The sequence below is a fragment of the Pedobacter sp. GR22-10 genome (assembly GCF_026239715.1).
Taxonomy (GTDB): Bacteria; Bacteroidota; Bacteroidia; order Sphingobacteriales; family Sphingobacteriaceae; genus Pedobacter.
The window spans coordinates 229,777-255,616 of the sequence record NZ_JAPIVR010000004.1 but is presented as its reverse complement, the minus strand read 5'-3'; the positions used below and the strand labels follow the sequence as shown (position 1 = coordinate 255,616).

At 41.9% G+C, this 25,840-nt stretch carries 11 protein-coding genes; all 11 read left to right on the top strand.

Translation table 11 applies throughout. The annotated features are described in order from the left end of the window. Positions 1-58 precede the first annotated feature (58 nt). On the top strand, positions 59-1,993 hold the full coding sequence (locus tag OQX64_RS17640) for an alpha/beta hydrolase-fold protein (protein WP_265819769.1): 1,935 nt from the start codon (positions 59-61) through the stop codon (positions 1,991-1,993). A gap of 18 nt (positions 1,994-2,011) precedes the next feature. Beyond that, positions 2,012-4,432 (top strand): glycoside hydrolase family 127 protein, encoded by a 2,421-nt coding sequence (locus tag OQX64_RS17635; protein WP_265819768.1) that lies wholly within the window; start codon positions 2,012-2,014, stop codon positions 4,430-4,432. 34 nt (positions 4,433-4,466) lie between these two features. After that, positions 4,467-6,953 (top strand): glycoside hydrolase family 95 protein, encoded by a 2,487-nt coding sequence (locus OQX64_RS17630; protein ID WP_265819767.1) that lies wholly within the window; start codon positions 4,467-4,469, stop codon positions 6,951-6,953. A 26-nt stretch (positions 6,954-6,979) separates the two neighbouring features. Further along, the gene (locus OQX64_RS17625; protein ID WP_265819766.1) at positions 6,980-8,557 is read left to right on the top strand and encodes a glycoside hydrolase 43 family protein; all 1,578 of its coding nucleotides are present in this window, start codon (positions 6,980-6,982) and stop codon (positions 8,555-8,557) included. Positions 8,558-8,722: 165 nt separating this feature from the next. Beyond that, a complete protein-coding gene (locus tag OQX64_RS17620) occupies positions 8,723-10,504 on the top strand; it encodes a glycoside hydrolase family 43 protein (RefSeq protein ID WP_265819765.1) in 1,782 nt (593 codons plus the stop codon). An 870-nt stretch (positions 10,505-11,374) separates the two neighbouring features. Continuing rightward, positions 11,375-14,542: a SusC/RagA family TonB-linked outer membrane protein gene (locus tag OQX64_RS17615; RefSeq protein ID WP_265819764.1), complete on the top strand. Its 3,168-nt coding sequence runs from the start codon at positions 11,375-11,377 to the stop codon at positions 14,540-14,542. Between the two features lie 11 nt (positions 14,543-14,553). Next, positions 14,554-16,449 carry a RagB/SusD family nutrient uptake outer membrane protein gene (locus OQX64_RS17610; protein ID WP_088299253.1) on the top strand — a complete coding sequence of 632 codons (1,896 nt, stop codon included), beginning with the start codon at positions 14,554-14,556 and terminating at the stop codon, positions 16,447-16,449. 16 nt (positions 16,450-16,465) lie between these two features. Next, positions 16,466-19,333, top strand: a complete 2,868-nt coding sequence (locus tag OQX64_RS17605) for a SusC/RagA family TonB-linked outer membrane protein (RefSeq protein WP_265819763.1) — start codon at positions 16,466-16,468, stop codon at positions 19,331-19,333. A 21-nt stretch (positions 19,334-19,354) separates the two neighbouring features. Further along, entirely contained in the window at positions 19,355-21,127 is a 1,773-nt protein-coding gene (locus OQX64_RS17600; RefSeq protein ID WP_265819762.1) for a RagB/SusD family nutrient uptake outer membrane protein, read from the top strand. Positions 21,128-21,155: 28 nt separating this feature from the next. Next, positions 21,156-22,187, top strand: coding sequence for a DUF5627 domain-containing protein (locus OQX64_RS17595; protein WP_265819761.1), 1,032 nt, complete (start codon positions 21,156-21,158; stop codon positions 22,185-22,187). Positions 22,188-22,737: 550 nt separating this feature from the next. Next, on the top strand, positions 22,738-25,833 hold the full coding sequence (locus tag OQX64_RS17590; protein ID WP_265819760.1) for a SusC/RagA family TonB-linked outer membrane protein: 3,096 nt from the start codon (positions 22,738-22,740) through the stop codon (positions 25,831-25,833). Positions 25,834-25,840: the final 7 nt, after the last annotated feature.

Genomic DNA, 25,840 nt, shown 5'->3' with positions numbered 1-25,840 from the left:
AATGCAACAGCACAGACAGCATTGCTGTGCCTGATAACCTTAATTAACCTAACCAAATATGCTTAAACCTTCACAATTTCATATCGCCTTGCTCTTCGGCATTTCAGCGCTATTTACCTTTCCGGCTTTCTCACAGGGCATGGTAACACCGGGCCCGCCGGAATTTGACGTAGAAAAACCAAATGTACCCCATGGGAAAATCGATACCCTGACTTATGCTTCCAAAACTGTTGGAAACAATCGCCGGGCCCTGGTCTACACGCCGCCGGGTTACGCTAAAAATAAAAAATACCCGGTTTTATATCTTTTGCATGGCATAGGAGGTGATGAAAAAGAATGGTTCAGGGGTGGAAAACCACAGGTCATTCTTGATAATCTGTATGCAGATGGGAAAATTGAACCGATGATCGTGGTAATGCCAAACGGAAGAGCCATGAAAGATGACCGTGCAACGGGTAACATTATGGCGAAAGATAAAGTAGAAGCCTTTGCCAACTTTGAAAAAGACTTGCTGAATGATCTCATTCCATATGTGGAGAAGAAATTAAGCGTCTACAAAGACCGCGAGCAAAGGGCAATTGCCGGCTTGTCAATGGGCGGAGGCCAATCTTTAAACTTTGGCTTAGGCAATCTGAATAAATTTGCCTGGGTAGGTGGATTTTCTTCTGCACCAAATACCAAATTGCCTCAGGAACTGGTACCTGATCCTAAAAAAGCAAAAGAAATGCTGAAGTTATTGTTTATTTCCTGTGGGGCAAGTGATAACCTCATCAGCTTCAGCAAGCGTATACATGGTTACCTGCAAAAAAATGATGTCCCGCATATTTATTTCATTGAGCCAGGTGTACATGATTTTAAGGTATGGAAAGATGGTTTGTATATGTTTTCGCAGTTAATTTTCAAACCTGTAGATACCGCCACATTCTCTAAATATCCGGTAGCAGGAGCACCGGCCTCAACTAATATCGGATCAAACAAATATCCGCAGATTCTGGATGATCACCGGGTGATGTTTAGTATTTCTGCACCAGAAGCCCAAAAGGTACAGGTAGATTTAGGCAAAAAATATGATATGGTAAAGGATAGCCAGGGAAAATGGACAGCCACCACTGATTCTATTGGCGAAGGCTTTCACTATTATTCGCTCATTATCGATGGCATTCCGGTAGCCGATCCGGCCAGTAAAACGTATTATGGAATGGGCAGGATGGCTAGTGGTATCGAAATCCCATTTACAGGTGGTGCTTATTATGCTTTGAAAGATGTGCCACATGGTGATATCCGGTTGAAGAAGTATTTTTCTAAAGTCACCAACTCCTGGAGACAGTTGTATGTATATACGCCACCAGGTTATGATGCCGGTACCAGTGAAAAATATCCGGTGCTTTATATTCTCCACGGAGGAGGTGAAGATGAAACGGGATGGGCAAACCAGGGGAAAACTGATCTGATCCTGGATAACCTGATCGCGGCGCAAAAGGCCAAACCCATGCTCATTGTCATGCCTGATGCCAACGTGGGTGGATCGGCTTTTGCTGAAAGCGGATTAAAAACGTTTGAATCCGAACTCAAGGAGGTGATCATTCCACTTGTGGAAAAAACGTACCGTACCAAAACCGATGCTGCAAACCGCGCTTTGGCAGGTTTATCAATGGGCGGAATGCATACCCTGTATACCGGAATCAAAAATACAGCTGATTTTGCATATCTGGGCGTGTTCAGCTCCGGCTGGATTGTTGGTCGCCAAAATGAGGTAGCCGATGCCCAATACGATTTTATGAAAAACAACCGTGAAAAAATCAATGCTAACCTGAAACAGTTCTGGATTGCCATGGGTGGTAAGGAAGATATTGCTTATAAAAACTGTCAGGTCATGATGGATAAACTGAAAAATTTAAACATCAATTACACTTACCAGGAGTACCCTGGCGGCCATACCTGGCCGGTATGGCGCAATAATCTTTACCAGTTTTCTGCCTTACTTTTTAAATAACACGATATAAATAATATAATGATGAAGATGCTATGGAAGTTTCCAGCCGCTAAAACTATTTTACCGCAATGCTTTGCTGCTGTACTGATGACAAGCTTTTGCGGAACCGTGATTGCACAGGACAAGTTGTATCCCAATACCTTTCCACTCGAGCAGGTCACTTTGCTTAAAGGGCCATTTGGCCATGCCCGCGACCTCAACATTCAAACTTTATTGAGTTATGATCTGGATAAATTACTCTATCCTTACCTGAAGGAAGCCCAGCTGCCAGTTGTTAAAAGTGGCTATAAAAACTGGGATGGCCTTGACGGGCATGTTGGCGGACATTACCTTTCTGCGCTGGCTTTTAATTATGCTTCTACCAATAACCCGGAATGTAAAAGCCGCATGGATAAAATGGTTGAGGTGCTGAAAGCATGCCAGCGCAAAAATACGGCAGGGCAGCCTGACTGGGGAAAAGGCTATGCAGGTGGCGTACCAAACAGTCGTGAGGTATGGTCGAAACTTAAAAACGGAGATTTTAAAGCTTATAAGGCGGCCTGGGTGCCCTGGTATAACTTACACAAAACATTTGCCGGATTGCGTGATGCCTGGGTATACGGAAAAAGTGCGGAAGCCAAGGATGTTTTTCTTAAATTCTGCGACTGGGCCATTGACATCACATCAGGCCTTTCTGAACAACAGATGCAGGAAATGTTAGATACAGAGCATGGCGGAATGAATGAGGTGCTGGCTGATGCCTATCAGCTTAGCGGTAACCAGAAATACCTGAATGCAGCCATGCGTTTTTCGCATCAGATGTTACTCAAACCAATGTCAAATGATCAGGATAACCTTGATAATAAACATGCCAATACACAGGTGCCGAAGGCCATTGGTTTTCAGCGGATCGGCGAATTAAACCACAATAGTGCTTATGAAGAATCGGGGCATTTTTTCTGGGAAACCGTTACCGGAAAACGCAGTCTGGCCTTTGGTGGAAACAGCCGCAGGGAGTTTTTTCCGAGTGCCGCTGCCAGTGCTGATTTTGTAAACGATGTGGAAGGCCCTGAAACCTGCAATACCTACAATATGCTTAAACTTACCGAGGGATTGTTCAGGGAGAAACCGGATGCGAAATACGCCGATTTTTACGAACGCGCACTCTACAACCACATTCTTTCTACGCAGCATCCGCAACATGGCGGATATGTTTATTTTACACCAGCCAGGCCAAGGCACTACCGGGTTTATTCAGCACCGAATGAAGCCATGTGGTGTTGTGTGGGCAGTGGCATGGAAAACCATAGTAAATACAACGAATTTATTTATACACACCGTAAAGATTCTTTATACCTGAATCTGTTTATTGCTTCTGAACTGGATTGGAAAGAAAAGAATATTAAACTAAAGCAAGAAACCCTGTTTCCTGATGAAGCGCGTACCCGGCTAACCGTAACAAATGGTTCAGCAGCATTTACCCTCCTGCTCAGACACCCTTCGTGGGTGAAAAAGGATAGTATGGAAGTCAAAATCAATGGAAAAAAAATAAGCTATACCTTATCTCCTTCATCTTATATCGCTATTCAGCGTAAGTGGAAAAAAGGGGATGTGGTAGAACTTGATATGCCGATGGAATCAACCATTGAGCGTCTGCCTAACCTTCCGGAATATGTGGCCATTATGCACGGACCAATTTTGCTGGGTGCCAAAACCAAAACGGAACACCTTAACGGACTGATCGCAAATGATAGTCGCTGGGGGCATATTGCCAGTGGTCAGAAGTTAGCCATTGATCAGGCACCAATTTTAATTGATCAGGATATAACTAAAATCTCCGGTAAGCTTGTTCCGGTTGCGGGTCATCCCATGCAGTTTTCTTTTGTCAATGAACAAATTATTAATCCCGAACCACTAACGCTTGAACCCTTTTACCGCATCCATGATTCGAGGTATATGATGTACTGGATGGCTTTAACACCAGATCAATATAAAGATTATCTGAATGAGGTAAAGCGATCAGAGGCGGAGAAAATGGCACTTTCAGCACGTACGGTGGATTTTGTAGCCCCCGGCGAGCAGCAGCCCGAGGTGGATCATCAGCTGAAGAGCGAACGTTCTCAAAGCGGATCTTACCTGGATGAATTCTGGCGGGATGCCGGCAACGGCGGATATTTTAGTTATCAGTTAAGTACCGGCGGTTCGGAAGCGTTGTTACTTCATGTCCGTTATCATACTATAGGCAATGCCAATGGTCAGTTTGATATTTTGATTGACGATCAAAAATTATTAACCGTTAATCCTGCTGCCGTGCAACATAAACCAGGCTTTTACAACCAGGAATATAAAATTCCCGTAAGCATGCTTAAAGGCAAACAAAATATCCGGGTGAAATTTGTATCCCTGGATAAGAAAGCTACCGGCAGGGTTTATTATGTCCGTTTAGTGAAGCCTGAATAAACGATATCCATTCCTAAAACAATAAAACCTTTCAATGAACCCAGGCAAACACCTCAGGATACTGACATTCATATTCTTATTTTCAGCTGCTTTTAGTTCTTTTTTAAAAGCCCAGCAAGCTGATGATTCCAGATTAAAACTCTGGTATCATCAGCCTGCCGGAAAAGTGTGGGAAAATGCCCTGCCTGTGGGGAATGGCATGCTTGGTGCCATGGTGTATGGAAATGTGGAACGGGAAATCCTTAAACTCAATGAACATACGCTTTGGAGCGGAGGCCCGTACCAGAATGATGTTCCGGAAACCATCAATTATTTAGCAGAAATCAGGCAGTTGATTTTTGATGGAAAACACAAAGCGGCAGAAAACCTGGCCAATAAAGTGATGTTTGGAAAAAAATCTTCCGGACAGATTTTTCAGCCAGCAGGAAATCTCGAACTCAGTTTTCCAGGTCAGGAAGTTTATCAAAACTATCGTCGGGAACTGGACCTGGAAAAGGCTGTGGCGAAAACCAGCTATACAGTTGCCGGGGTAACCTATACCAGAACCACATTTGCCGCTTTTGGTAACCGGGTGATTGTGATGCGGCTTACGGCCAGCAAGCCTGGACAAATTTCTTTCTCAGCAACTTATACTACGCCACACAAAAATGTGGTCAGGTCTTCGGAAGCAAAAGACCTGATGATGGAAGGCACTTCAAGTGACCATGAAGGGGTAAAAGGAAAAGTAAAATACCAGGTTATCAGCCAATTCAAAAATGAAGGGGGTAGTGCCATGGTTTCAGACAGCAGTATCACGGTAAAAAGGGCAGATGCGGTTACGGTTTATATTTCCATTGCCACCAATTTTAATAATTATCTTGATGTGAGTGGAAATGCTGCTGCCCGTGCTTCAGCATACCTGAAAAAGGCCGTGGCAAAATCTTATGCCAGCGTGTATCATACCCATGTAGCAGAATATCAAAAATATTTTAACCGGGTGCAATTGGACCTGGGAACAACTCCTGCTGCTGCATTACCTACGGATCAGCGGCTGGCAAATTTCAGAAAGGTAGATGATCCGGCTTTTGTAGCCCTTTATTACCAGTTCGGGCGTTATCTGCTGATCAGTTCTTCGCAGCCCGGGGGGCAGCCGGCAAACTTACAGGGCATCTGGAATGATAAACTTTATCCGGCCTGGGATAGTAAATACACCATCAATATCAATGCACAGATGAATTACTGGCCGGCAGAACCTACTAATCTTGCTGAATTGCATGAACCTTTTCTGAAAATGGTAAAAGAAATGGCTGAAACCGGTACAGTCACAGCCAGGAACATGTATGGTGCAAGAGGATGGGTCGCCCATCATAACACGGATATCTGGAGAAGTACCGGCCCTGTGGATGGGGCATTTTGGGGCATCTGGAATGCCGGTGGCGGGTGGACAAGTCAGCACCTCTGGCAACATTATCTCTATAATGGCGACAAAAACTACCTGAAAACGGTTTATCCGGTGATGAAAGGAGCAGCGGCTTTTTACAAAGACTTTCTGGTAGTACACCCGAAATATAAATGGCTGGTGGTTAATCCGGGCACTTCCCCCGAAAATGCACCCCAGGCACATGGGGGTTCATCTATAGATGCCGGCACAACCATGGATAACCAGATCGTGTTTGATGTTTTCTCTTCGGTGATCCAGGCCGCAAAAATCCTGAACATTGATCAGAATTTCACCGATAGCCTGGCGAAGATGCGGGCCCAATTACCCCCGATGCACATCGGTAAGTACGGGCAGTTGCAGGAATGGCTGGATGATATCGACAGTCCGAATGACAAACACCGTCATATTTCACACCTTTATGGGCTCTTCCCTTCCAATCAGATTTCACCATATCGCACACCCTTACTTTTTTCGGCAGCCAAAAATACGCTATTGCAGCGGGGAGATGTTTCAACCGGCTGGAGCATGGGCTGGAAAATTAACTGGTGGGCCAGGATGCAGGATGGAAATCATGCCTATCAGCTGATCCAGAACCAATTGACACCATTAGGCGTAAATCCGGGCGGTGGAGGTACCTATAACAATCTTTTTGATGCGCACCCGCCTTTTCAGATTGACGGAAATTTTGGTTGCACATCCGGGATTACGGAGATGCTGATGCAAAGTGCTGATGAAGCCCTGCAGCTCCTGCCGGCACTTCCCGAGGTATGGAAGAAGCAGGGAACGATAAAAGGATTACGCGCCAGGGGAGGTTTTGAAGTAAAGGAAATGGGATGGGTAGCGGGTAAACTGACTAAAGTTGTAATCAGGTCAACCATTGGCGGTAACCTGCGTCTTCGGGTGCCCGATCAACTGAAAGGCCGGGGATTTGTACTGCAACCCGCTAAGGGAAGCAATCCAAATGTATTTTATGCCGTAGCTAAAACACCTGCTGCCCAGTTGTCTGAACATGCAGTAACTGCCGAACCGGTTTTGCGGGAGACTTTCTTATATGATATTCCTACAGTTGCAGGTAAATCTTACACACTCCTTTTAAAATGATCTTTACAATCAAAACAATATATAAAATGAAGATGAGAAAATTACTGGCCTGTCTGCTGTTTATCGCCTTGTTAAACCTGCAGGCATTTGCTCAGCAACAGGCACAAAATCCGGTTATTTTTGCCGATGTACCCGATCTTTCCATGATCCGGGTTGGTGATACCTATTACATGAGCAGCACCACGATGCACATGAGCCCGGGTTTGCCGATCATGAAATCAAAAGACCTGGTGAACTGGCAAATGGTAGGTTACGCCTATGATACACTGGCCAATGTAGATGCACTGAATCTGGTTAATGGTAAAAGTGCCTATGGAAAAGGTACCTGGGCGAGCAGTTTGCGCTATCATGAGGGGATTTATTATGTGAGCACTTTCGCTCAGACTACCGGAAAGACGACCATCTTCAGTACCAAAGATATCGAAAAAGGAAACTGGAAAAGGATAGATTTCAAACCCAGTCTTCATGATCATTCTTTATTTTTTGATCACGGAAAAGCCTACATGGTATATGGCAGCGGGAAAATTAAATTGGTTGAGCTGAAGGCTGACCTCAGCGGAATCAATACCGAGGTGCCTGAACGTATATTAATAGAAGATGCCGGAATGCCTTCGGGTAATGCAGGCGGCTTGCCTGCCGAAGGCTCACAATTATTTAAGGTGAAAGGAAAATACTACCTGTTCAATATCACCTGGCCAAAAGGAGGAATGCGGACCGTAGTGATCCACCGCTCGGATAATTTATTCGGCCCTTATGAAGGGAAAGTAGCTTTACAGGATAAGGGTGTGGCGCAAGGTGGCATGATTGATACACCTGAAGGAGACTGGTTTGCCTATTTGTTTCGGGATAATGGCGCCGTTGGACGGATTCCTTACCTCGTGCCGATCAGATGGGAAAATGACTGGCCCATCTTAGGGATTGACGGCAAAGTGCCCGAAACACTTCATTTACCAAAAAGTAAAGGGATGATTCCGTCGATTGCTGCTTCAGATGAATTTATCCGAAAAAAAGGAGAACGTGATTTGCCACTGGTTTGGCAATGGAACCATAATCCTGATGCACAATACTGGTCGGTTCACCAAAGAAAAGGTTATCTGCGGTTAACTACCGGACGTATTGATACCAGCTTTCTTACTGCCAGGAATACGCTTACGCAACGCACCATCGGCCCGTTTTCATCGGCCACTACGTCTTTGGATCTTTCCAATATGAAAAACGGTGATTTTGCCGGCCTGGCAGTTTTACAGAAAAATTATGGACAAATCTGTATAAAAGTAGAAAATGAGCATAAGTCGATCGTTTTCGTTAATGCTACCGGGGGGAAAGCCAAATTATCAACAGCAATTCCCATTCAGCAAAAAAACATATTCTTCAGGGTTGATTGCAATTTTGCTGAAAGAAAAGATCTCGCTACATTCTTTTATAGCCTGGATGGAAAAGCATGGATAAGCATTGGCGATCCGGTAAAAATGAGCTATACCATTCCGCACTTTATGGGTTATCGCTTTGCACTTTTTAACTATGCAGAAAAAGAATCAGGTGGCTATGTTGATTTTGATTATTTCCATTTGTCAGAAAAGCCTTCCATTCGGAGCACAGAATAAAAAGACAGGCCTTTTTTATACCAAAATTGAACAATAATGCTAATAATTTAGTCAATAGTTCAACGCTGCGGTATCTGATAGGCCTATCTTCGGAATTTATTAAGGGTATGAATGTGTGGTGATAATGGCCAGCATTCATCTGGAATAACCAATATAAACTGATTTATGAACAAACCATTTGAAAACCTTTTTCTGAAAATGAAAAATCTGGACAAACCATATTTTTCTTTTAAACTTATACTCGCAGGTGCATTAACCTGCTTCACCTTTTTTTTATTTAGCGCTTTTACTCAGAATGCTGATGGCCGTAAACCAGTGCCATCAGCTATTCCTTTATTTAGTAATTACGTTTATCAGGGTGACGATGATATTTATAAAAAATATCCCCTAAAAGCCGATGAGTTTTATACACCCATCCTTCAGGGGTGTTATCCAGACCCCAGCATCACCAAAAAAGGAGATGATTATTACCTGGTGGTTTCCTCTTTTGCATTCTTTCCGGGGGTTCCTATTTTTCATTCTAAAGATTTAGTAAACTGGAAACAACTCGGACACGTATTAGACCGCACTTCGCAACTAAAAGTGGCACGTTCGGGCATGAGTGCCGGCATTTATGCACCAGCCATCTTATACAACAAGCTTAATGATACCTTCTACATGATTACCACGCAGATTGCAGGCGGAATGGGGAATATGGTGGTGAAAACAAAAGATCCGGCCAAAGGATGGAGTGAGCCTTATAAACTAAAATTTGATGGCATCGATCCGTCATTGTTTTTTGATGATAACGGAAAGGCCTACGTGGTGCACAATGATGCTCCTGAAAAGGAATTGTATACCGGTCACCGTGCCATCAAAATCTGGGAGTATGATTTGGTAAATGACCAGATTATTCCGGGTACGGATAAAATTATTGTGAATGGCGGGGTAGACCTGAGCAAGCGCCCGATATGGATTGAAGCGCCGCACATTTATAAAAAGAATAATAAGTATTACCTGATGTGTGCCGAAGGCGGTACAGGCGGTGCGCACAGTGAGGTTATTTTTGTGAGCGATAACGTTAAAGGGCCATATGTACCTTCAGCAAAAAATCCAATTTTAAGTCAGCGTCATCTTCCGGCTAAAAGGGCAGATAAAATAGACTGGGCAGGTCATGCTGATCTGGTAGAAGGTCCGAACGGACAGTATTATGGCGTATTCCTGGGCATCAGGCCAAATGAAAAAGACCGTGTAAATACTGGTCGCGAAACGTATATTCTTCCGGTAAACTGGGATGGAGAGTTTCCTGTTTTTGAAGGTGGATTGGAGCCTTTGAAAACAAAACTGAAAATGCCTGCAGGGGTTAAAAATAACACCGGCAAACCTGGTTTTTTTCCAAATGGAAACTTTACTTTCCGGGATAACTTTTCTGCAGGAAAGCTGGATTACCGCTGGATTGGATTAAGAGGGCCAAGAGAAGAATTTGCTGCAGTAACGCCCAATGGTTTGCAGATTAAGCCCTTTGCTAAAGATGTAAAAGCGGCTGAACCCATTTCTGCATTGTTTCAGCGGCAGCAGCACAATAGCTTTTCCACCACGGTAACGATGAATTATAAACCAGATACGGATAAAGACCTGGCCGGAATTGTTTGTCTGCAAAAGGAAAGCTATCACTATGTTTTTGGTGTCACTAAAAAAGATAATGATTATTACCTTCTATTGCAACGTACGGAAGACAATGCATCAACCATATTGGCAAAGGTAAAAATTGATGTTAACCGTCCTATCGATTTGAAGGTAGCTGCAAAGGGTGATGATTACACTTTCAGCTATGCTACAGGAAACAAGAAATTTACCAATCTGGGTGGTACCGTTTCTGGTGATATCCTTTCAACAAATGTGGCAAAAGGATTCACCGGTGCCCTAATCGGACTTTATGCTACTTCAGCAAGCGAGGTTAAATTGTAAGCAATTGTTATAAAAAGTAAATTTTAAAGTATGCGCCCTGGTTTGTGGAAACACGACCAGGGCTTTTTATTTATCCTCCTTTTTTATTGAAGGCAATTTAATTATCGGGTGAATATTAATAACATCACTATATCTATTTTATGACTAATACATCATACATCATTTAGTCTTTTCGGTATTTTTCGCAGGTTTGGTGTTTTGTTATCCTGCTGAAACATTCCCATTATGAATGCTTATGCGTTTTTTTTATATTTTTGGAGATTAAAATACACTAAGTCTTAAAAATATTATTCATGGTAATAAATATTTTAAAATAATTTTTCGTCATAATTGCTTTTATATGTCTCTAAAGGCATTTTTTTGGCTTGTTTTACCTGTCCTGAACATGAATCCTATAAATTTAAACAATTGTGCTATCTATAAATTACACACGATCCTACATTTATCTCAACCAAATATAAGACACATCTTAACTGAGATGTAAGGCTAACCAAATAACTTATGAATCTAAATTTAACCAAACTTAATCCTTTTCATTAGCGTGCATTTTAACTAATTACAGATTTTTTATGGGGCAGGTGAGCTGCCCGATGATGGAATTTATTGCACCTGATTAATGGATTGAACTGAATGGACGATTTTAGATGTGATCCATTAATACAAATAAACCAAATATTGCCCATATGAGACCGCCTACCTAACTAAACAATAGCAATGTCTCTAACTCAGACCTGCATCAGTTTACAGCATTTTATACTAACCAAATTCTAACCCATGTATGATGAAGAAATCCAACTTCAAAGCCATAGAATATGAGCCTTCTATGCACAACCGAACAAATCAAATTCTGCATTTTCTAAATCAATTTATATGATGGACAATTACACAATTACAAGTAGTAATGGCCGGCATATACATCAAAAATTTAGCGCATTATTACTCAGAATAACTTTTATTATGCTCGCCTTATTGCTGATGGCCAATGCGGTGATGGCTCAGCAAAAAAGGATATTAAGAGGTACCGTTGTAGATGAACAGAATGACCCGCTTACCGGAGTAACCATTACATTAAAGGGCACCAATACCCGTGTGGTATCCAATGGCGAAGGTAAATTTTCAATGGAAATCCCGACAGAGAAAAGCACGCTTTTATTTAATTATATCGGGATGAGCCAAAAAGAAATCACCCTTACTGATAAAAATGATATCGTGGTATCTATGAACAATGATAACAAAGTGCTTAACGAGGTTATTGTGGTGGGATACGGACAACAAAAGAAAGCCAGTGTGGTGGGTGCCATTAGCCAAACCAGTGGCAAGGTATTGGAACGTAGCGGAGGGGTAACCAATCTGGGAATGGCCTTAACCGGAAATCTTCCTGGCGTGGTTACTACCGCTTCATCCGGTATGCCGGGTGGAGAAGATCCGCAAATTCTGATCCGTGGACAAAGCTCTTGGAATAACAGCTCGCCATTAATTCTAATTGATGGTATTGAACGTTCTATCAGTTCTATTGATATTTCATCAGTAGAAAGTGTGTCTGTACTTAAAGATGCTTCGGCCACCGCAGTTTATGGTGTAAGAGGGGCAAATGGTGTAATTCTGGTGACCACCAAACAAGGTGTTGAAGGCAGGGCACAAGTACAGGTACGGTCGAACTTAACGGCTAAAGTTGCTTCGAGACTGCCTGAAAAATATGATTCATATGATGCCCTGATGATTAAAAACAGGATTATTGAACGTGAATCTGTGGTAGATCAAAACGCATGGTCTGGTTATACTGCGATGCAGATGATTGATAAGTACCGGAATCCGCTAAATGCAAACGAATGGGACAGGTATCCCAATGTAGATTGGGAAAAAGAACTTTTTAAAGACAGGGCCATGTCTTACAATACCTCTGCCAATGTTTCCGGTGGGTCTAAGTTTGTGACCTATTTTGCCGGCCTGGATCTGACGCGTGAAGGAGATTTATTTAAAACATTTCCGAATCAGCGTGGCTATGAATCAAATTTTGGCTATAACCGTACCAACGTGAGGAGTAATCTCGATTTCAACTTAACCAGGACAACCAAATTTTCAACCAAATTATTCGGATCAAATGGTGTACGCCAGTTGCCTTATGATATGGCTGATGGCGACCAGTCTTTCTGGTCATCTGCCTATCGAACAGCACCTGATTCATTTCGTCCTATTTATAGTGATGGTACCTATGGTTTTTTTCCAACAGCTACACAGGATCAGCCCAATGCGGCTTTCTGGCTGGCGTATTCAGGTGTTGAAAAAAGAACAAGTACGCAGCTGACAACGGATTTCATTCTACAGCAAAAGCTTGATATGCTTACCAAAGGATTGAGTTTGAGAGGTAGCTTATCGCTGGATAATACTTTTCTGGAAAGAAAACGGGGCGTTAATGACCAGTTCAACGCCGCACAGCGAAAATATGTTAATCCGCTAACCGGTATTATCTCATTTGAACAACAAAGGAATACCGGAACCCAGTTTGACTTTACGGATGCCATTCAATGGTCAACAGCTGCTGGTGAAGTTGATAAAAATGCTACCTTCCGGAACATGAACTACCAGTTTCAGGTAAACTATGACCGTACATTCGGTTCACATGCCGTTACCGGAATGGGTTTGGTCCAACGTCAGCGAACGGCCAGGGGTAGTGCCTTTCCAACATTTCGTGAAGATTGGGTATTCCGAACCACTTATAACTATCAATCAAAATACTTATTTGAAGCAAATGGTGCCTACAATGGGTCTGAGCAATTCGGCCCGGATTATCGCTTTGCATTTTTTCCCTCAGTTTCTGCTGGCTGGGCCATTAGTAACGAGGAATTTATGAAGTCTTTAAAATTTCTTGATTTATTAAAAGTACGGGCATCATGGGGAAGAATTGGGGATGATGCTTTAGGAGGACCAAGATGGCCTTTCCGCGATTCCTATCTGTATGGAAACAATACGCCAATGGGCAGTCCGGCTATTGCTACGCCTTATACCATTTACCGGATCGGGACAATGGGTAATCCAAACCTGTCATGGGAAACCGTAGAAAAACGAAATCTGGGTATTGAGTATAGTTTTTTTAAAGGTGATATTTCCGGAAACATAGATATATTCAGAGATCACAGAAAAGATATTATGATTGGTGGGGGCGCCCGTGCCATTCCTTCTTATTATGGATTTGGCAGCAGTGCCCCGAGAGCAAACCTGGGTGAAGTAAGCAGTAGAGGTTATGAAATTGAACTGCGCCTAACACATTCATTTGGGCAAGGCATCAGGGCATGGGCAAACCTGGCCTTAACACATGCCACCAATAAAACCAATTTCAGAGATGATCCGGAACTCACACCAGATTATCAGAAACAGGAAGGTTATGCCATTGGCCAAACCCGTTCCTTTCTGGATAATGGTTTTATCAAAAGCTGGGATGATTTATACGGCAGCACAGTGCGCTTATCTAACAATCAAAACAAACTTCCCGGAGATTATAACATCATTGATTTTAATGCAGATGGGGTGATTGATGATAAGGACAGGGCGCCTTATGGTTACACGGGAAGCCCTCAAAATACCTATAATGCCAGTATTGGCTTTGAATGGAAACGTTTTAACCTGTTCTTTCAATTTTATGCCGTAAATAATGTTACCCGTGAAATTGAATTTCCGAATTACCAGGGAAAAAGTAATGTGGTATTTGTGGAACGTCCTTTCTGGTATCTGCAGGATGGAGGAGGAGAAGTTCCGCCACCGCGCTGGAGTGTTCTTGATGCTTTTGGTGGCAGCGGAACCCGCTATTATTATGATGCCTCTTACATCCGTTTAAAAAACGCAGAACTGGGTTATACCCTTTCGGGAAAATCAATCAGCAAGCTGGGAATAAGGTCCTGCAGGTTTTATGTGAACGGCAACAACTTGTTCCTTTGGACAAACATGCCTGACGACCGGGAATCCAACTTCAGCGGGGTTTCCCAAGGTGGGGCATATCCAACAGTTAAACGTTTCAATTTTGGTATTGACATCACTTTATAAACGATTTGAAGATGAAAAATCTCTTTAAGAATATTTTGTTCCCAGCAATTATCCTGGTGGGTACATTAACATTACCTTCATGTAAAAAGTATCTGGAAAGATCGCCTTTAGCTGATATCCAGGAAACCGATCCTTACAAAAATTTCAGGAACTTTCAGGGCTTTACTGAAGAACTCTATAACTGTATCCCGTTGTTAAGTGTTGTTGAAGCACATAACAGTTTCAATCTTGGTGAAGAGGAATTTTGGGAAGTGGGCGAAACCCGCCTGATCTCCTATCATATTGATCAGGGTAACTACATGGCCTGGACCAATACTTTCTACAATTTTTTAGGTACAGGAGGCGATCCGGCTAATGGAACCCTTAATGATCCGAACAGATCAAAAGGAAAACTATGGGGTCTCTCCTGGTATGCCATCAGGAAAGCCAACATAGGGCTGGCAAATCTGGATAAACTAACCGATGCCACCCAGGAAGAAAAAGACCTGATTGCAGGCCAGCTTTATTTTTTCAGGGGCTACTTTCATTTTGTGTTAATGGAGTACTGGGGCGGATTGCCTTACATTGACCAGGTATTGCCAAGTGATGAGGTGATAAAAATCCCAAGACTCAGCTATCAGGCAAGTGCCAATAAAGTGGCCGAAGACTTAAAACGTGCTGCAGATTTGCTTCCTGTAGACTGGGATCAGACACTTGTGGGCAAACAAACCTCAGGAAACAACAACACCCGGATTAATAAAATTATGGCCCTGTGTTTTATGGGGAAAAATTACTTGTGGGCAGGAAGTCCGCTGATGAACAGGGCGTCAACCGGAAACAGCAGCTATAATACTGAGTTTTGTAAAAAAGCCGCTGATGTACTGGCCGAAGCTTTAAAAATTACAGAAAGTACAAACCGCTATGAACTGGCTCCTTTTTCGCAGTATCGCGATTTGTTTTACACCTTTAACCAAAACGGGAAAATTCCAGGATTAAAAGAATCTATTTTTCTGGAAAATTTAGCAAATGCGGGCGGACGCTGGCGTTGGAACCAGGTAAATGATTATCGTCCTCTGGTGATCCATCAAACCGGAATTAAGGTTTATCCAACAGCTAACTATGCAGATTACTATGGCATGGCCAATGGTTTACCCATTACAGATGCAGAAAAAAAGGATGCAGAAAGTGGTTATGACCCGGAATATCCATGGAAAAACAGAGACCCACGTTTTTATAACGATATTCTAATTGACGGCGAGAAATGTGTACTTACCGCGCAAAGCGTTGGTAACAATGAATTTCGCCAGTATGCCAGCCTATATACCAACGGACTTTATAGAACTGCTGACGGTAATAAAAAAGTGTGGACAGGATACCTGAATTCCAAATTTGTATCTAAACTGATGAACGAATATGACGGATACCGGGAGAACAATACGTTTGTGCTCAGTTTAATGCGTTTGGCAGATGTATACCTCCTTTATGCAGAAGCCACAGCAACAGGATATGGCAGTCCCCAAAGTATGGCAGCAGGTTATTCGCTTAGTGCGGTTGAGGCTGTGAATAAAATCAGAACCAGAGCCGGCGTGGCAGGTGTTGCCAGCAAATTTTTGGGCTCAACTACTGATTTTCTTGGTGAATTAAGGCGCGAAAGAGCTGTAGAGTTATCTTTTGAAGGACACCGTTTCAATGACTTAAGAAGATGGTTACTGCTTACAGAACGTCCTTATACTTTAAAAAAAGCAGTAGAGTTTGATCGGGCAATACCAAACGCTCAGGTTTACGCAGATCCTAAAAATGCAAGGGTAAGAAATTTCAGGGAAACAGTGTTGTTTGAAAGACAGCTTGGGCAACGCCATTACTGGCTGCCTTTCCGCGTAGAGGATATAAACATGTATAAAGAATTCAAGCAGAATCCAGGTTGGTAATTTTAAGGGAGAAAAGATGAACACAAAAAATATAAATGCTTACTGCTTTTGGCTCCTGATCTGCTTTTTCAGCTTCAATGGAGCCTATGCACAGGAAACCAAAGACAGTTTGGTAAATGTTGCCTTTGATAAGGTCGCGAAAAAAAATCTTCTCGGAGGGGTGTCTGTCGTAAACGTTTCAGATTTACTGAATAAAAGTTACGGTACCTATAGTCTGGATAATCTTCAGAGTTTTGTTGGCGGTTATACCGGAAATCTCTGGGGCCAGGCACCATTAATATTGGTTGATGGTATTCCGCGCCGCGCCACAGATGTACGTTTGGTGGAAGTAGAAGCTATCACGGTTTTAAAAGGGGCCAGTGCAGTGGTCTTATACGGGAGTACCGCAGCCAAGGGTGCAATTCTCATTACCACAAAACGTGGAAGTGAAAATCCTTTAAAAATTAAAGTAAGGCTCAATTCAGGGATTTTTGTGCCTAAAAGTTTTCCCGGCTATTTAAAATCAGCTGATTACATGACTTTGTACAATGAAGCCTTAACCAATGATGGAATTGCCACTTCAGGAGCGGGATACACGCAGCAGGATATTGACAATACCAGGTCTGGTGTAAATCCTTACAAATATCCTGATGTAGATTTTTTCAGCTCAGATTATTTAAGGAAAGCCTATTCCCGTTCAGATGTAACCACTGAAGTCTCCGGTGGCAACAACTTTGCACGTTATTATACCAATATTGGCCTTTCTTATAACAATAGCCTGGTCAAATACGGGGAACAGAAAAACAATAGCGACCTGGCATTCAATGTGAGGGGAAATGTAGATATGAACATTGCCAAATGGCTCACCGCATCAGCTGATGCAGTAGCCATCTCTAATAGTAATTACACTGGCAGAGGAAATTTTTGGGGTTCAAGTTCTACCATTGCACCTAATTTTAACAGGTTTTCGCCACTTATACCAATTGATATGCTTGACCCCAGTAATGCGGCTTTGCAAACGATTGTTAAAAATAGCAATCATATTATCGATGGAAAATTTTTACTGGGCGGACAAAGTACCAACCCTACAAACGTATTCTCAGATATGCTTGCCGCAGGTTACATTCGGACCAAATCCAATACTTTTCTCTACAACCTGAACCTGAAGGCAGATTTAAGTTCGATAACAGAGGGTTTAAGTTTTAAAACCGGAACCAGTATGGATTATTCTTCTCTGTATTCTGAAGCCTATCTATTACCTTATGCCACTTACAGACCAACATGGTCAACTGTAAATGGTAAGGATGTGATCACCGCATTGGAGAAATTCGGAGAAGATAAAAACTCTACTAATGAATATGTTGGCCGTTCTACTTACACGCAAACCATGTCATTCAGGTCGCAGTTTAATTACAACCGAACTTTTGCTCAGGACCATACGGTTTCTGCAAATGTTTTAGGCTGGTGGTATAAAACACAGTTTTCAAGTGATATCGACAATGAAGGTGGCAGCGATTATCAACCTGTTCTCAACACGAATCTTGGTTTTCAGGCGGCTTATAACTTCAGGAGTAAATATTATATCGATTTTTCAGCGGCATTGATTCACTCCGCAAAACTACCTCCAGGTAACAGAAACGGAATTTCTCCGGCAGTTACAGTTGGATGGCGCATGTCTAATGAATCATTTTTTAAAGATCATTTATCTTTTATTGATGATCTTAAGCTATCTGCATCATATGCTTCTATTAAACAAGATCTGGATATCACGGGCTACAGGGCCAATAATGTAAATGAGCCGGTAGATTATTATTTATACCAGGGTTATTACAGCAACAATGCTATCCTGGGTGGATATTACCAATGGAGAGACAATGTTGCGGGTGGCAGAACCACCTTATCCGGACAGGCAGAAAATCCTGATTTAACTTTTGTTAAAAGAAATGAGTTTCGTTTAAGTCTGGATGGTGCAATATTTAAAAACCTCCTGACTTTTGATTTTAATTATTTTTCACAAAACACCAAAGGATTACTTGCCCGGGGCCTCACCATTTATCCTTCTTATTTTTCCGGCTCAGGAGATTTCCGCCCATGGATCAATTTTAATGAAGACAAACGTACAGGATTTGATTTTGCATTGAACCTGAACAAACAAGCCGGACAGTTATTTTATTCGCTTGGCGTATCAGGAATGTTCTATAATAGTAAGGCTGTTCAAAGGGATGAAATCATTGATCAGGCTTATCTGGCCAGGGCCGGCCGTCCGTTAGATGCTTATTATGGATACATCAGTGAAGGTCTTTTTCAAAATCAGGCAGAAATTGATGCTCATGCCAAACAAACCTTTGGTACAGTGAAGCCGGGAGATATCAAATACAAGGATTTAAATAATGATGGCTTAATTGATAACAGGGATCAGCAGGATCTGGGCCATACAGGCTGGGCCGCTTCACCTTTTAGCTTCGGGTTAAACCTCACGTTAAAATATAAGCACTTCACCTTATTTGCCCTGGCATCTGGTACCAGGGGAGCCGTTGGATTTAAAAACAGCTCGTACTACTGGGTTGGCGGAAGTGGAAAATATTCTGAGGCAGTGTTAGACCGATGGACCGAGCAAACCAAAGCAACGGCAACCTATCCGCGTTTAACCACCAATAGCAATAATAACTTCCGAAATTCTACCTTCTGGATGTATAAAACGAATCGGTTCGATCTTAACCGGGTACAGTTAACTTATGATTTCGATAAGAAAATTTTCAATGACTCATTTGTGAATGGACTAAGCTTATACATACAAGGAGATAATTTACTGGTGATTTCATCAGAACGGAAACTAATGGAAACCAACATTGGAACAGCACCGCAAACACGGTTCTTTAACCTGGGTGCAAGGGTATCTTTTTAATGACCTATAACTTTTAATGATATGAAATTCAAAATATTAATTTTAGGGTTGGCAGTGCTTTCGTTCACTGGCTGCAAAAAAATTCTGGAGCCTGAACCAGAAAATCTGAAGACGATTGATCAGATGTATACGGATGCGAATTTTGCACAAGGTTTTTTAATCAACGCTTACCGCACCATTCCCGCTTATTACGATAATTCTGAATATGCCACTGATGATGCCGTAACCAACCAGCTTACCAATGGTTATTTACAGGCTGCTGCGGGTTCATGGACATCAACCAATAATCCTGCATCGGTTTGGAACCAGTCTTATGAAGCCATGCAATACATCAATCTTTTCCTGGAAAATTCACCGAAAGTCAAGTGGGCAACGGATGCAGAAAGTTCCAGGCTTTTTAACCTGAGAATGAGGGGAGAGGCTTTCGGTCTTCGTGGATTGTATCTCTATTTTCTGTTGCGCAACCATGGCGGTATTGCAACCAATGGACAGCTGATGGGCGTGCCGATTGTAACAGCCTATCAAACCCCTAAAACAGATTTTAATGTTCCGCGGGCTACATTTGATGCCTGTATTAAACAAATTTACAAAGACCTGGATAGCGCCGAAGCGTATTTACCCGTGGAGTATAATGATATTTCGACTGCAAGCCAGATACCTGATCGCTTTAAAGCTTTTACCGGAAATGTGGAAACCTACAATCGGGTAATGGGACAATATGCACGTCAGTTGTTTAATGGATTAATAGCAAGATCGTTTAGGGCAAGAGCAGCACTGCTGGCGGCCAGTCCGGCATTTCAGAATAGTGCCAATACCACTACCTGGGCTGATGCTGCTGAATATGCCGGCCGTGTGATCGATTATAAAGGCGGAGCCAACGCCCTTCCGGCAAATGGAGGTACTTATTATGCCAACAACTCAGAGGTTGATGGATTAGGTGGGGGTAGTAATCCTTCTGAAATCATCTGGCGTGAAAATATCATCACTAATGACGGTACCCAGGAAGGGCAGCATTTTCCGCCATCTTTATTCGGAAACGGATTAATGAATCCCACACAAAACCTGGTAGAATCTTTTGCTATGGCAAACGGTTACCCGATAAATCATCCGAACGCTAATTTTAATGCCAATGCACCATATGCGTCAAGAGACCCGAGATTTGCAAAATATATTATTTTTGACGGGGCAACCGCCGGTGTAACCAATGCCGTGATCAGAACAGGTAGTGCTTCCGGCACAGATAACGGTATTAATGTTCGTGCAACTTCTACGCGTACAGGTTATTATATGAAAAAGCGGTTGAGGATGGATGTTAACCGTAACCCGATCTCTTTAAGTGGTAAAACACATTATAATCCACGGATCCGCTATACCGAGATTTACCTCGATTATGCCGAAGCAGCAAATGAAGCATGGGGGCCAACCGCCACCGGAACCAGAACCTATTCTGCATACGACGTCATAAAAGCCATTCGTAAGCGGGCTTTCGGATTCAATAACGATCCTTACCTGGAAGAATGTAAGGCCGATGTAGCCAAAATGCGTGAACTGATCAGGAATGAACGCCGATTGGAGCTTTCTTTCGAAGGTTTTAGGTTTTGGGACCTCAGGCGCTGGAAAGCAGATCTGTCAAAACTTAATGAAACGGCCAGAGGCTTAGATGTCAATAGCGGTGTTTATAAGCCATTTAATGCCGAAACGAGAGCCTTTCAGCAATATATGATTTACGGGCCCATTCCAAACTCAGAAGTCCTGAAGTATAATCAACTGCTGCAAAATCAAGGTTGGAAATAAGTAACACTGAATTAATCATTTAGACAATATGAAAATTAACAATATATATATCGCTCTCGCATTAGCACTTAGCCTGATGGCCTCCTGTAAAAACGAGAAGATTGCCTTTCCTGAATTTGACTATAAAACAGTTTATTTTGCCAGTCAATATCCTTTAAGAACTGTGGTTTTGGGAGAAGATTTAATTGTAGACAATTCAATGGATAAAAACCACATGGTTTCCATTAAAGCTACCCTTGGCGGAGGCTATGAAAATAAAAACGATGTGGTAATTGATATTCAGAAGGCTGAAACATTGCTGAATGGGCTGAAGTTTAATAATGGCGGTGGGCAGGTTTTGCCGATGCCGGCAGAATACTATCGCTTAATGTCTAACCAAATCCGAATTAATGCCGGTGATGTTTTAGGTGGGGTGGATGTACAATTAACAGATGCATTTTTTGCTGATCCCAAAGCGCTGAGTAGAAACTATGTCATCCCATTGGTAATGACCAAGGTTACCGGTGCGGATTCTATTTTAAAAGGGATTCCTGTTGTATCCAATCCTTCAAGGGTAAACCCGCTGCACTGGGCAACCAGACCAAAAGATTATATACTTTATGGTGTTAAATACGTTAATCCGTGGCATGCCAACTATTTACGTAAAGGCATAGACCAGATTACCCAGGCCAACGGTACCATGAATACCGTTTCACGTCATACGCCTTATGTAGAAAGCAATGAGCTGGTGAGCATGAGCACGGTATCACTTAAAACGGCAAGTTTACCCCTTACCATTAAAAATAGTGCAGGTACAAACGTACCCTTTACGCTCCTGTTAAATTTTGCTGATGACAATACCTGTACCCTCACCAGCAGTACGGTCAATATAGAGGTTACAGGAAGTGGCAGGTTTGTTTCCAATGGTGAAAAGAACAGTATCGGTGGCAGCAGCAGAAGTGCGATATACGTGGATTATACGGTGAACTTTAAAAATCTTAATTTAAAATATGCAACAAAAGACACGCTAATTGTTCGCGACAGAGGAATTAAAGCTGAATATTTTGATGTGACTAACTAGTCATATTGTTCATTAATTCGAAGCTTTTATAAAATTGTCTGAAATGAGTCTCTTTATGATTCCAAAATATTCGAATTAATATTCACTACAGAATGGGACAGGTGAGCAAGCCTGTCCCTTGATTTGATAAAAACAATAAGGTTAATAAATGATTTCTTAATACCAGGATTGTATGATTAAATAGCCTGATAATTTCCATTTCTTAAGCTTTTATTTGGTGGTGTTTGGAATAAAAATTCAGAAAATAAAAAAATACAATCGATTGCATTTTTAATGATGCGTTTTTGGGCTTGATTTAAAGAATCTTGCCTGAAACGCTGTATTTGATAAAAAAAGAAATTTTCTTGCACATTTCTACCTTAAAAATGTACAATTGAATCATTGTTGAAGGGTTGATCTAAATACCTTTACCTTCATACAGGCTTAATAGTATTCAGTAGTGTTTTTTGTTTCGCATTCTTTTATGTCTTTCATGACATGCTCTTGCTATTCAACTGACGATTGATCATCTGTTGAGGTCTGTTTTTTTTAACCATTATAAACTGTTTTTATGAGAATTGAAATTTTACGATTTATTGTAAGACCTCATTTGAGATTTTCTATAAGTCTCCCCAGAATTGCACTTACCGCAATTTTAATGATCTTCACGCTGGCCGCACAGGCACAAACTCAAATTAAGGGGCGTGTATTAGATGATCAGGGAAAACCCCTTCCGGGCGTAAGCATTTTAGTGAAGGGAACATCCACGAGTACAACTGCATCCAACACCGGTAACTTCAGTATTTCAGTGCCCTCAGCCAGTTCGGTATTGGTATTCACTTATATTGGCTTTACCAGTAAAGAAATTCCGGTACGCAACCAAACCGAAATCAATGTAACTTTATTGCCCAGTGCAGCAGAGCTGGAACAGGTAGTGGTAGTGGGTTATGGTACACAACGTAAAGAAGCCGTAACCGGATCAGTAGCCAATATATCAGGTGAGAAAGTTCGCGAAGTTCCGGCTCCAAATATCGCACAGGCCATTCAAGGGCGTGTAGCCGGAGTTAATATTTCCCAAACTTCAACCAAACCTGGTGCAACCATGCAGATTCTGATTCGTGGTGCACGGTCACTTTCTGCCAGTAATGATCCATTAGTGGTATTGGATGGAATTCCTTTTCCAGGCTCCATCGGTGATATTAATCCAAACGATATTAAAAGTATAGATATCCTTAAAGATGCATCTGCAACTGCGATTTATGGATCAAGAGGTGCAAATGGTGTAATTTTGTTAACTACAAACCGTGGACAACAAGGTGCGCCTGCTCAGGTTTCTTATAATACCTATACGGGTTTACAAACACTTTTTGCAAAATTCCCGATGATGAATTCGCAGGAATTAATCGCAATGCGTAAAGCAGCAGGTTTGTTTACAACTAACGGGGTAGATGAATCTAATGATACCGATACGGATTGGCAGGATTTATTCTATAACAAATCTGCAGTAGTAACCAGTCATGACGTAGGCGTATCAGGTGGTTCTGCTACAGGTAGCTATAGTTTTGGCGGTGGTTATTATAAGAATCAAAGTTTGATCCCCACACAGCAATACACCAGGTATTCAATGAAAGCATCTTTGGATCAGCAAATTGGTAAGTTTTTCCGGGTTGGTTTTACCAGTAACAATAACTATAATCTAAGTGAAGGTAATCAGGTAGGTGTTTACGGTGTGCTGAGCAATACGCCAATGTCAAACCCCTATAATGCAGATGGCAGTTTAAAAAGAACCATCAGAATGCCACAGGATGAATCGTGGATTTACACCAATCAATCTACGAAAGACCTTCATGATAAATGGTTAAATGAAACACGTGGTTTTGCTACCTATAACTCATTTTATGGAGAGGTAAAAATTCCGGGGGTAGAAGGTTTAAAATACAGGGCCAACCTGGGGCTTGATTTTATTCAGAGTAATAATGGTAATTATACAGGTGTTGGAATTGGAAGTGCTACCGCTACTACAGTTTCTACCGCTGGTGTGAGCAACTCACAAACATACCACTGGACACTTGAAAATTTATTAACATACGACCGTACCTTTTCAGAAAAACACAATTTTAATGTAGTGGCATTATATTCTGCCGAACAGAATAAATTTAATTCCTCTTCCATGTCAGCACGTGATATTCCTTCAGATGCTTTCCAGTTCTATAATCTTGGTCAGGCCAATGGCGAATTAACAATCGGAAATGGAAATTACAACTTAAGCGGATTAATGTCATACATGGGAAGGGTGATGTATTCCTATGATAACCGGTATTTAATCAGTGCCACAATCAGATCTGATGGCTCATCTCGCCTGGCACCAGGACATAAATGGAATACCTATCCTGCTGTTTCAGTAGGATGGAACCTGATGAATGAACCTTTCATGAAAGGCATTACAGCCATTGACAGGTTAAAGATCAGAGTAGGTTACGGACAAACATCAAACCAGTCGGTAAATCCTTACCAGACACTAGGTTTATTAAATACAAGGCCTTATAATTTTGGCGATACGAACTATGCTATAGGCTACTATGTTTCACAACTTCCAAGTCCGAATTTAGGATGGGAATATTCACAAACCTGGAATTATGGTTTAGATTTCTCTGTACTGAAAAACAGAATCAACGGTACATTTGAATATTATGTAACCAATACCAATGATATTTTATTAGATATTGCTTTGCCTCCAACTTCAGGTGTGGGAAGTTATACGGCCAACATCGGACAAACACAGAATAAAGGTTGGGAACTCAGCGTGAACGGTAACATCTTCAACAATAAAGATGGCTGGTCATGGGATGTAGGTTTTAACCTGTCTGCAAACCGCAACAAACTGGTTTCACTGGCTTCCGGACAAACCAGGGATGAGGGAAATGCCTGGTTTGTAGGGTATAACATCAATGCCATTTATGACTATGAAAAAATAGGATTATGGCAGACTGGAGATCCTAACCTGAATGTTTTGGAACCAGGAGGTAACGTGGGTATGATCAAGGTTAAATATACCGGGGATTATGATGCTACTGGCAAGCCTACAAGGGCAATTGGAGCCGCTGACAGACAGATTATGAATGTAGATCCGAAATTATCAGGTGGTTTTAACACCCGGGTAGCCTATAAAGGATTTGACTTGAATGTAGTTGGTTTATTCAAAGATGGCGGTATCCTGATCAGTACGTTATATGGTTCTACAGGTTACTTAAACCTTTTATCCGGAAGAAGAAATAACGTAAAGGTAGATTATTGGACGCCAGATAATACCGGTGCAAAATATCCGAAACCAGGTGGTATTGCAAGTGGTGATAACCCTAAATATGGCAGTACATTAGGTTATTTTGATGCGTCATTTTTAAAAATCCGTACCATTTCACTAGGTTATGATTTTAACCGCGACTTAATTAAGAATTCGAAGGTGAGACTTAGGATGTATTTAACTGTTCAAAATCCATTTGTAATGTTCTCTCCATATTACAGCGAATCAGGTATGGATCCGGAAACCAATTCGTATGGCGATGAGAATGCTGCGGTAACCAATACATACCGGAGAAGGTTTTTAACTGTAGGTACCAATACGCCTTCTACGCGTAATTATGTGGCCGGCCTTAACTTAACTTTTTAATATACCA

Bases quoted from the DNA above. Each gene is read 5' to 3' on its own strand.
- OQX64_RS17640 (WP_265819769.1), top strand. From the start codon at position 59: ATGCTTAAACCTTCACAATTTCATATCGCCTTGCTCTTCGGCATTTCA.
- OQX64_RS17635 (WP_265819768.1), top strand. From the start codon at position 2,012: ATGATGAAGATGCTATGGAAGTTTCCAGCCGCTAAAACTATTTTACCG.
- OQX64_RS17630 (WP_265819767.1), top strand. From the start codon at position 4,467: ATGAACCCAGGCAAACACCTCAGGATACTGACATTCATATTCTTATTT.
- OQX64_RS17625 (WP_265819766.1), top strand. From the start codon at position 6,980: ATGAAGATGAGAAAATTACTGGCCTGTCTGCTGTTTATCGCCTTGTTA.
- OQX64_RS17620 (WP_265819765.1), top strand. From the start codon at position 8,723: ATGAACAAACCATTTGAAAACCTTTTTCTGAAAATGAAAAATCTGGAC.
- OQX64_RS17615 (WP_265819764.1), top strand. From the start codon at position 11,375: ATGATGGACAATTACACAATTACAAGTAGTAATGGCCGGCATATACAT.
- OQX64_RS17610 (WP_088299253.1), top strand. From the start codon at position 14,554: ATGAAAAATCTCTTTAAGAATATTTTGTTCCCAGCAATTATCCTGGTG.
- OQX64_RS17605 (WP_265819763.1), top strand. From the start codon at position 16,466: ATGAACACAAAAAATATAAATGCTTACTGCTTTTGGCTCCTGATCTGC.
- OQX64_RS17600 (WP_265819762.1), top strand. From the start codon at position 19,355: ATGAAATTCAAAATATTAATTTTAGGGTTGGCAGTGCTTTCGTTCACT.
- OQX64_RS17595 (WP_265819761.1), top strand. From the start codon at position 21,156: ATGAAAATTAACAATATATATATCGCTCTCGCATTAGCACTTAGCCTG.
- OQX64_RS17590 (WP_265819760.1), top strand. From the start codon at position 22,738: ATGAGAATTGAAATTTTACGATTTATTGTAAGACCTCATTTGAGATTT.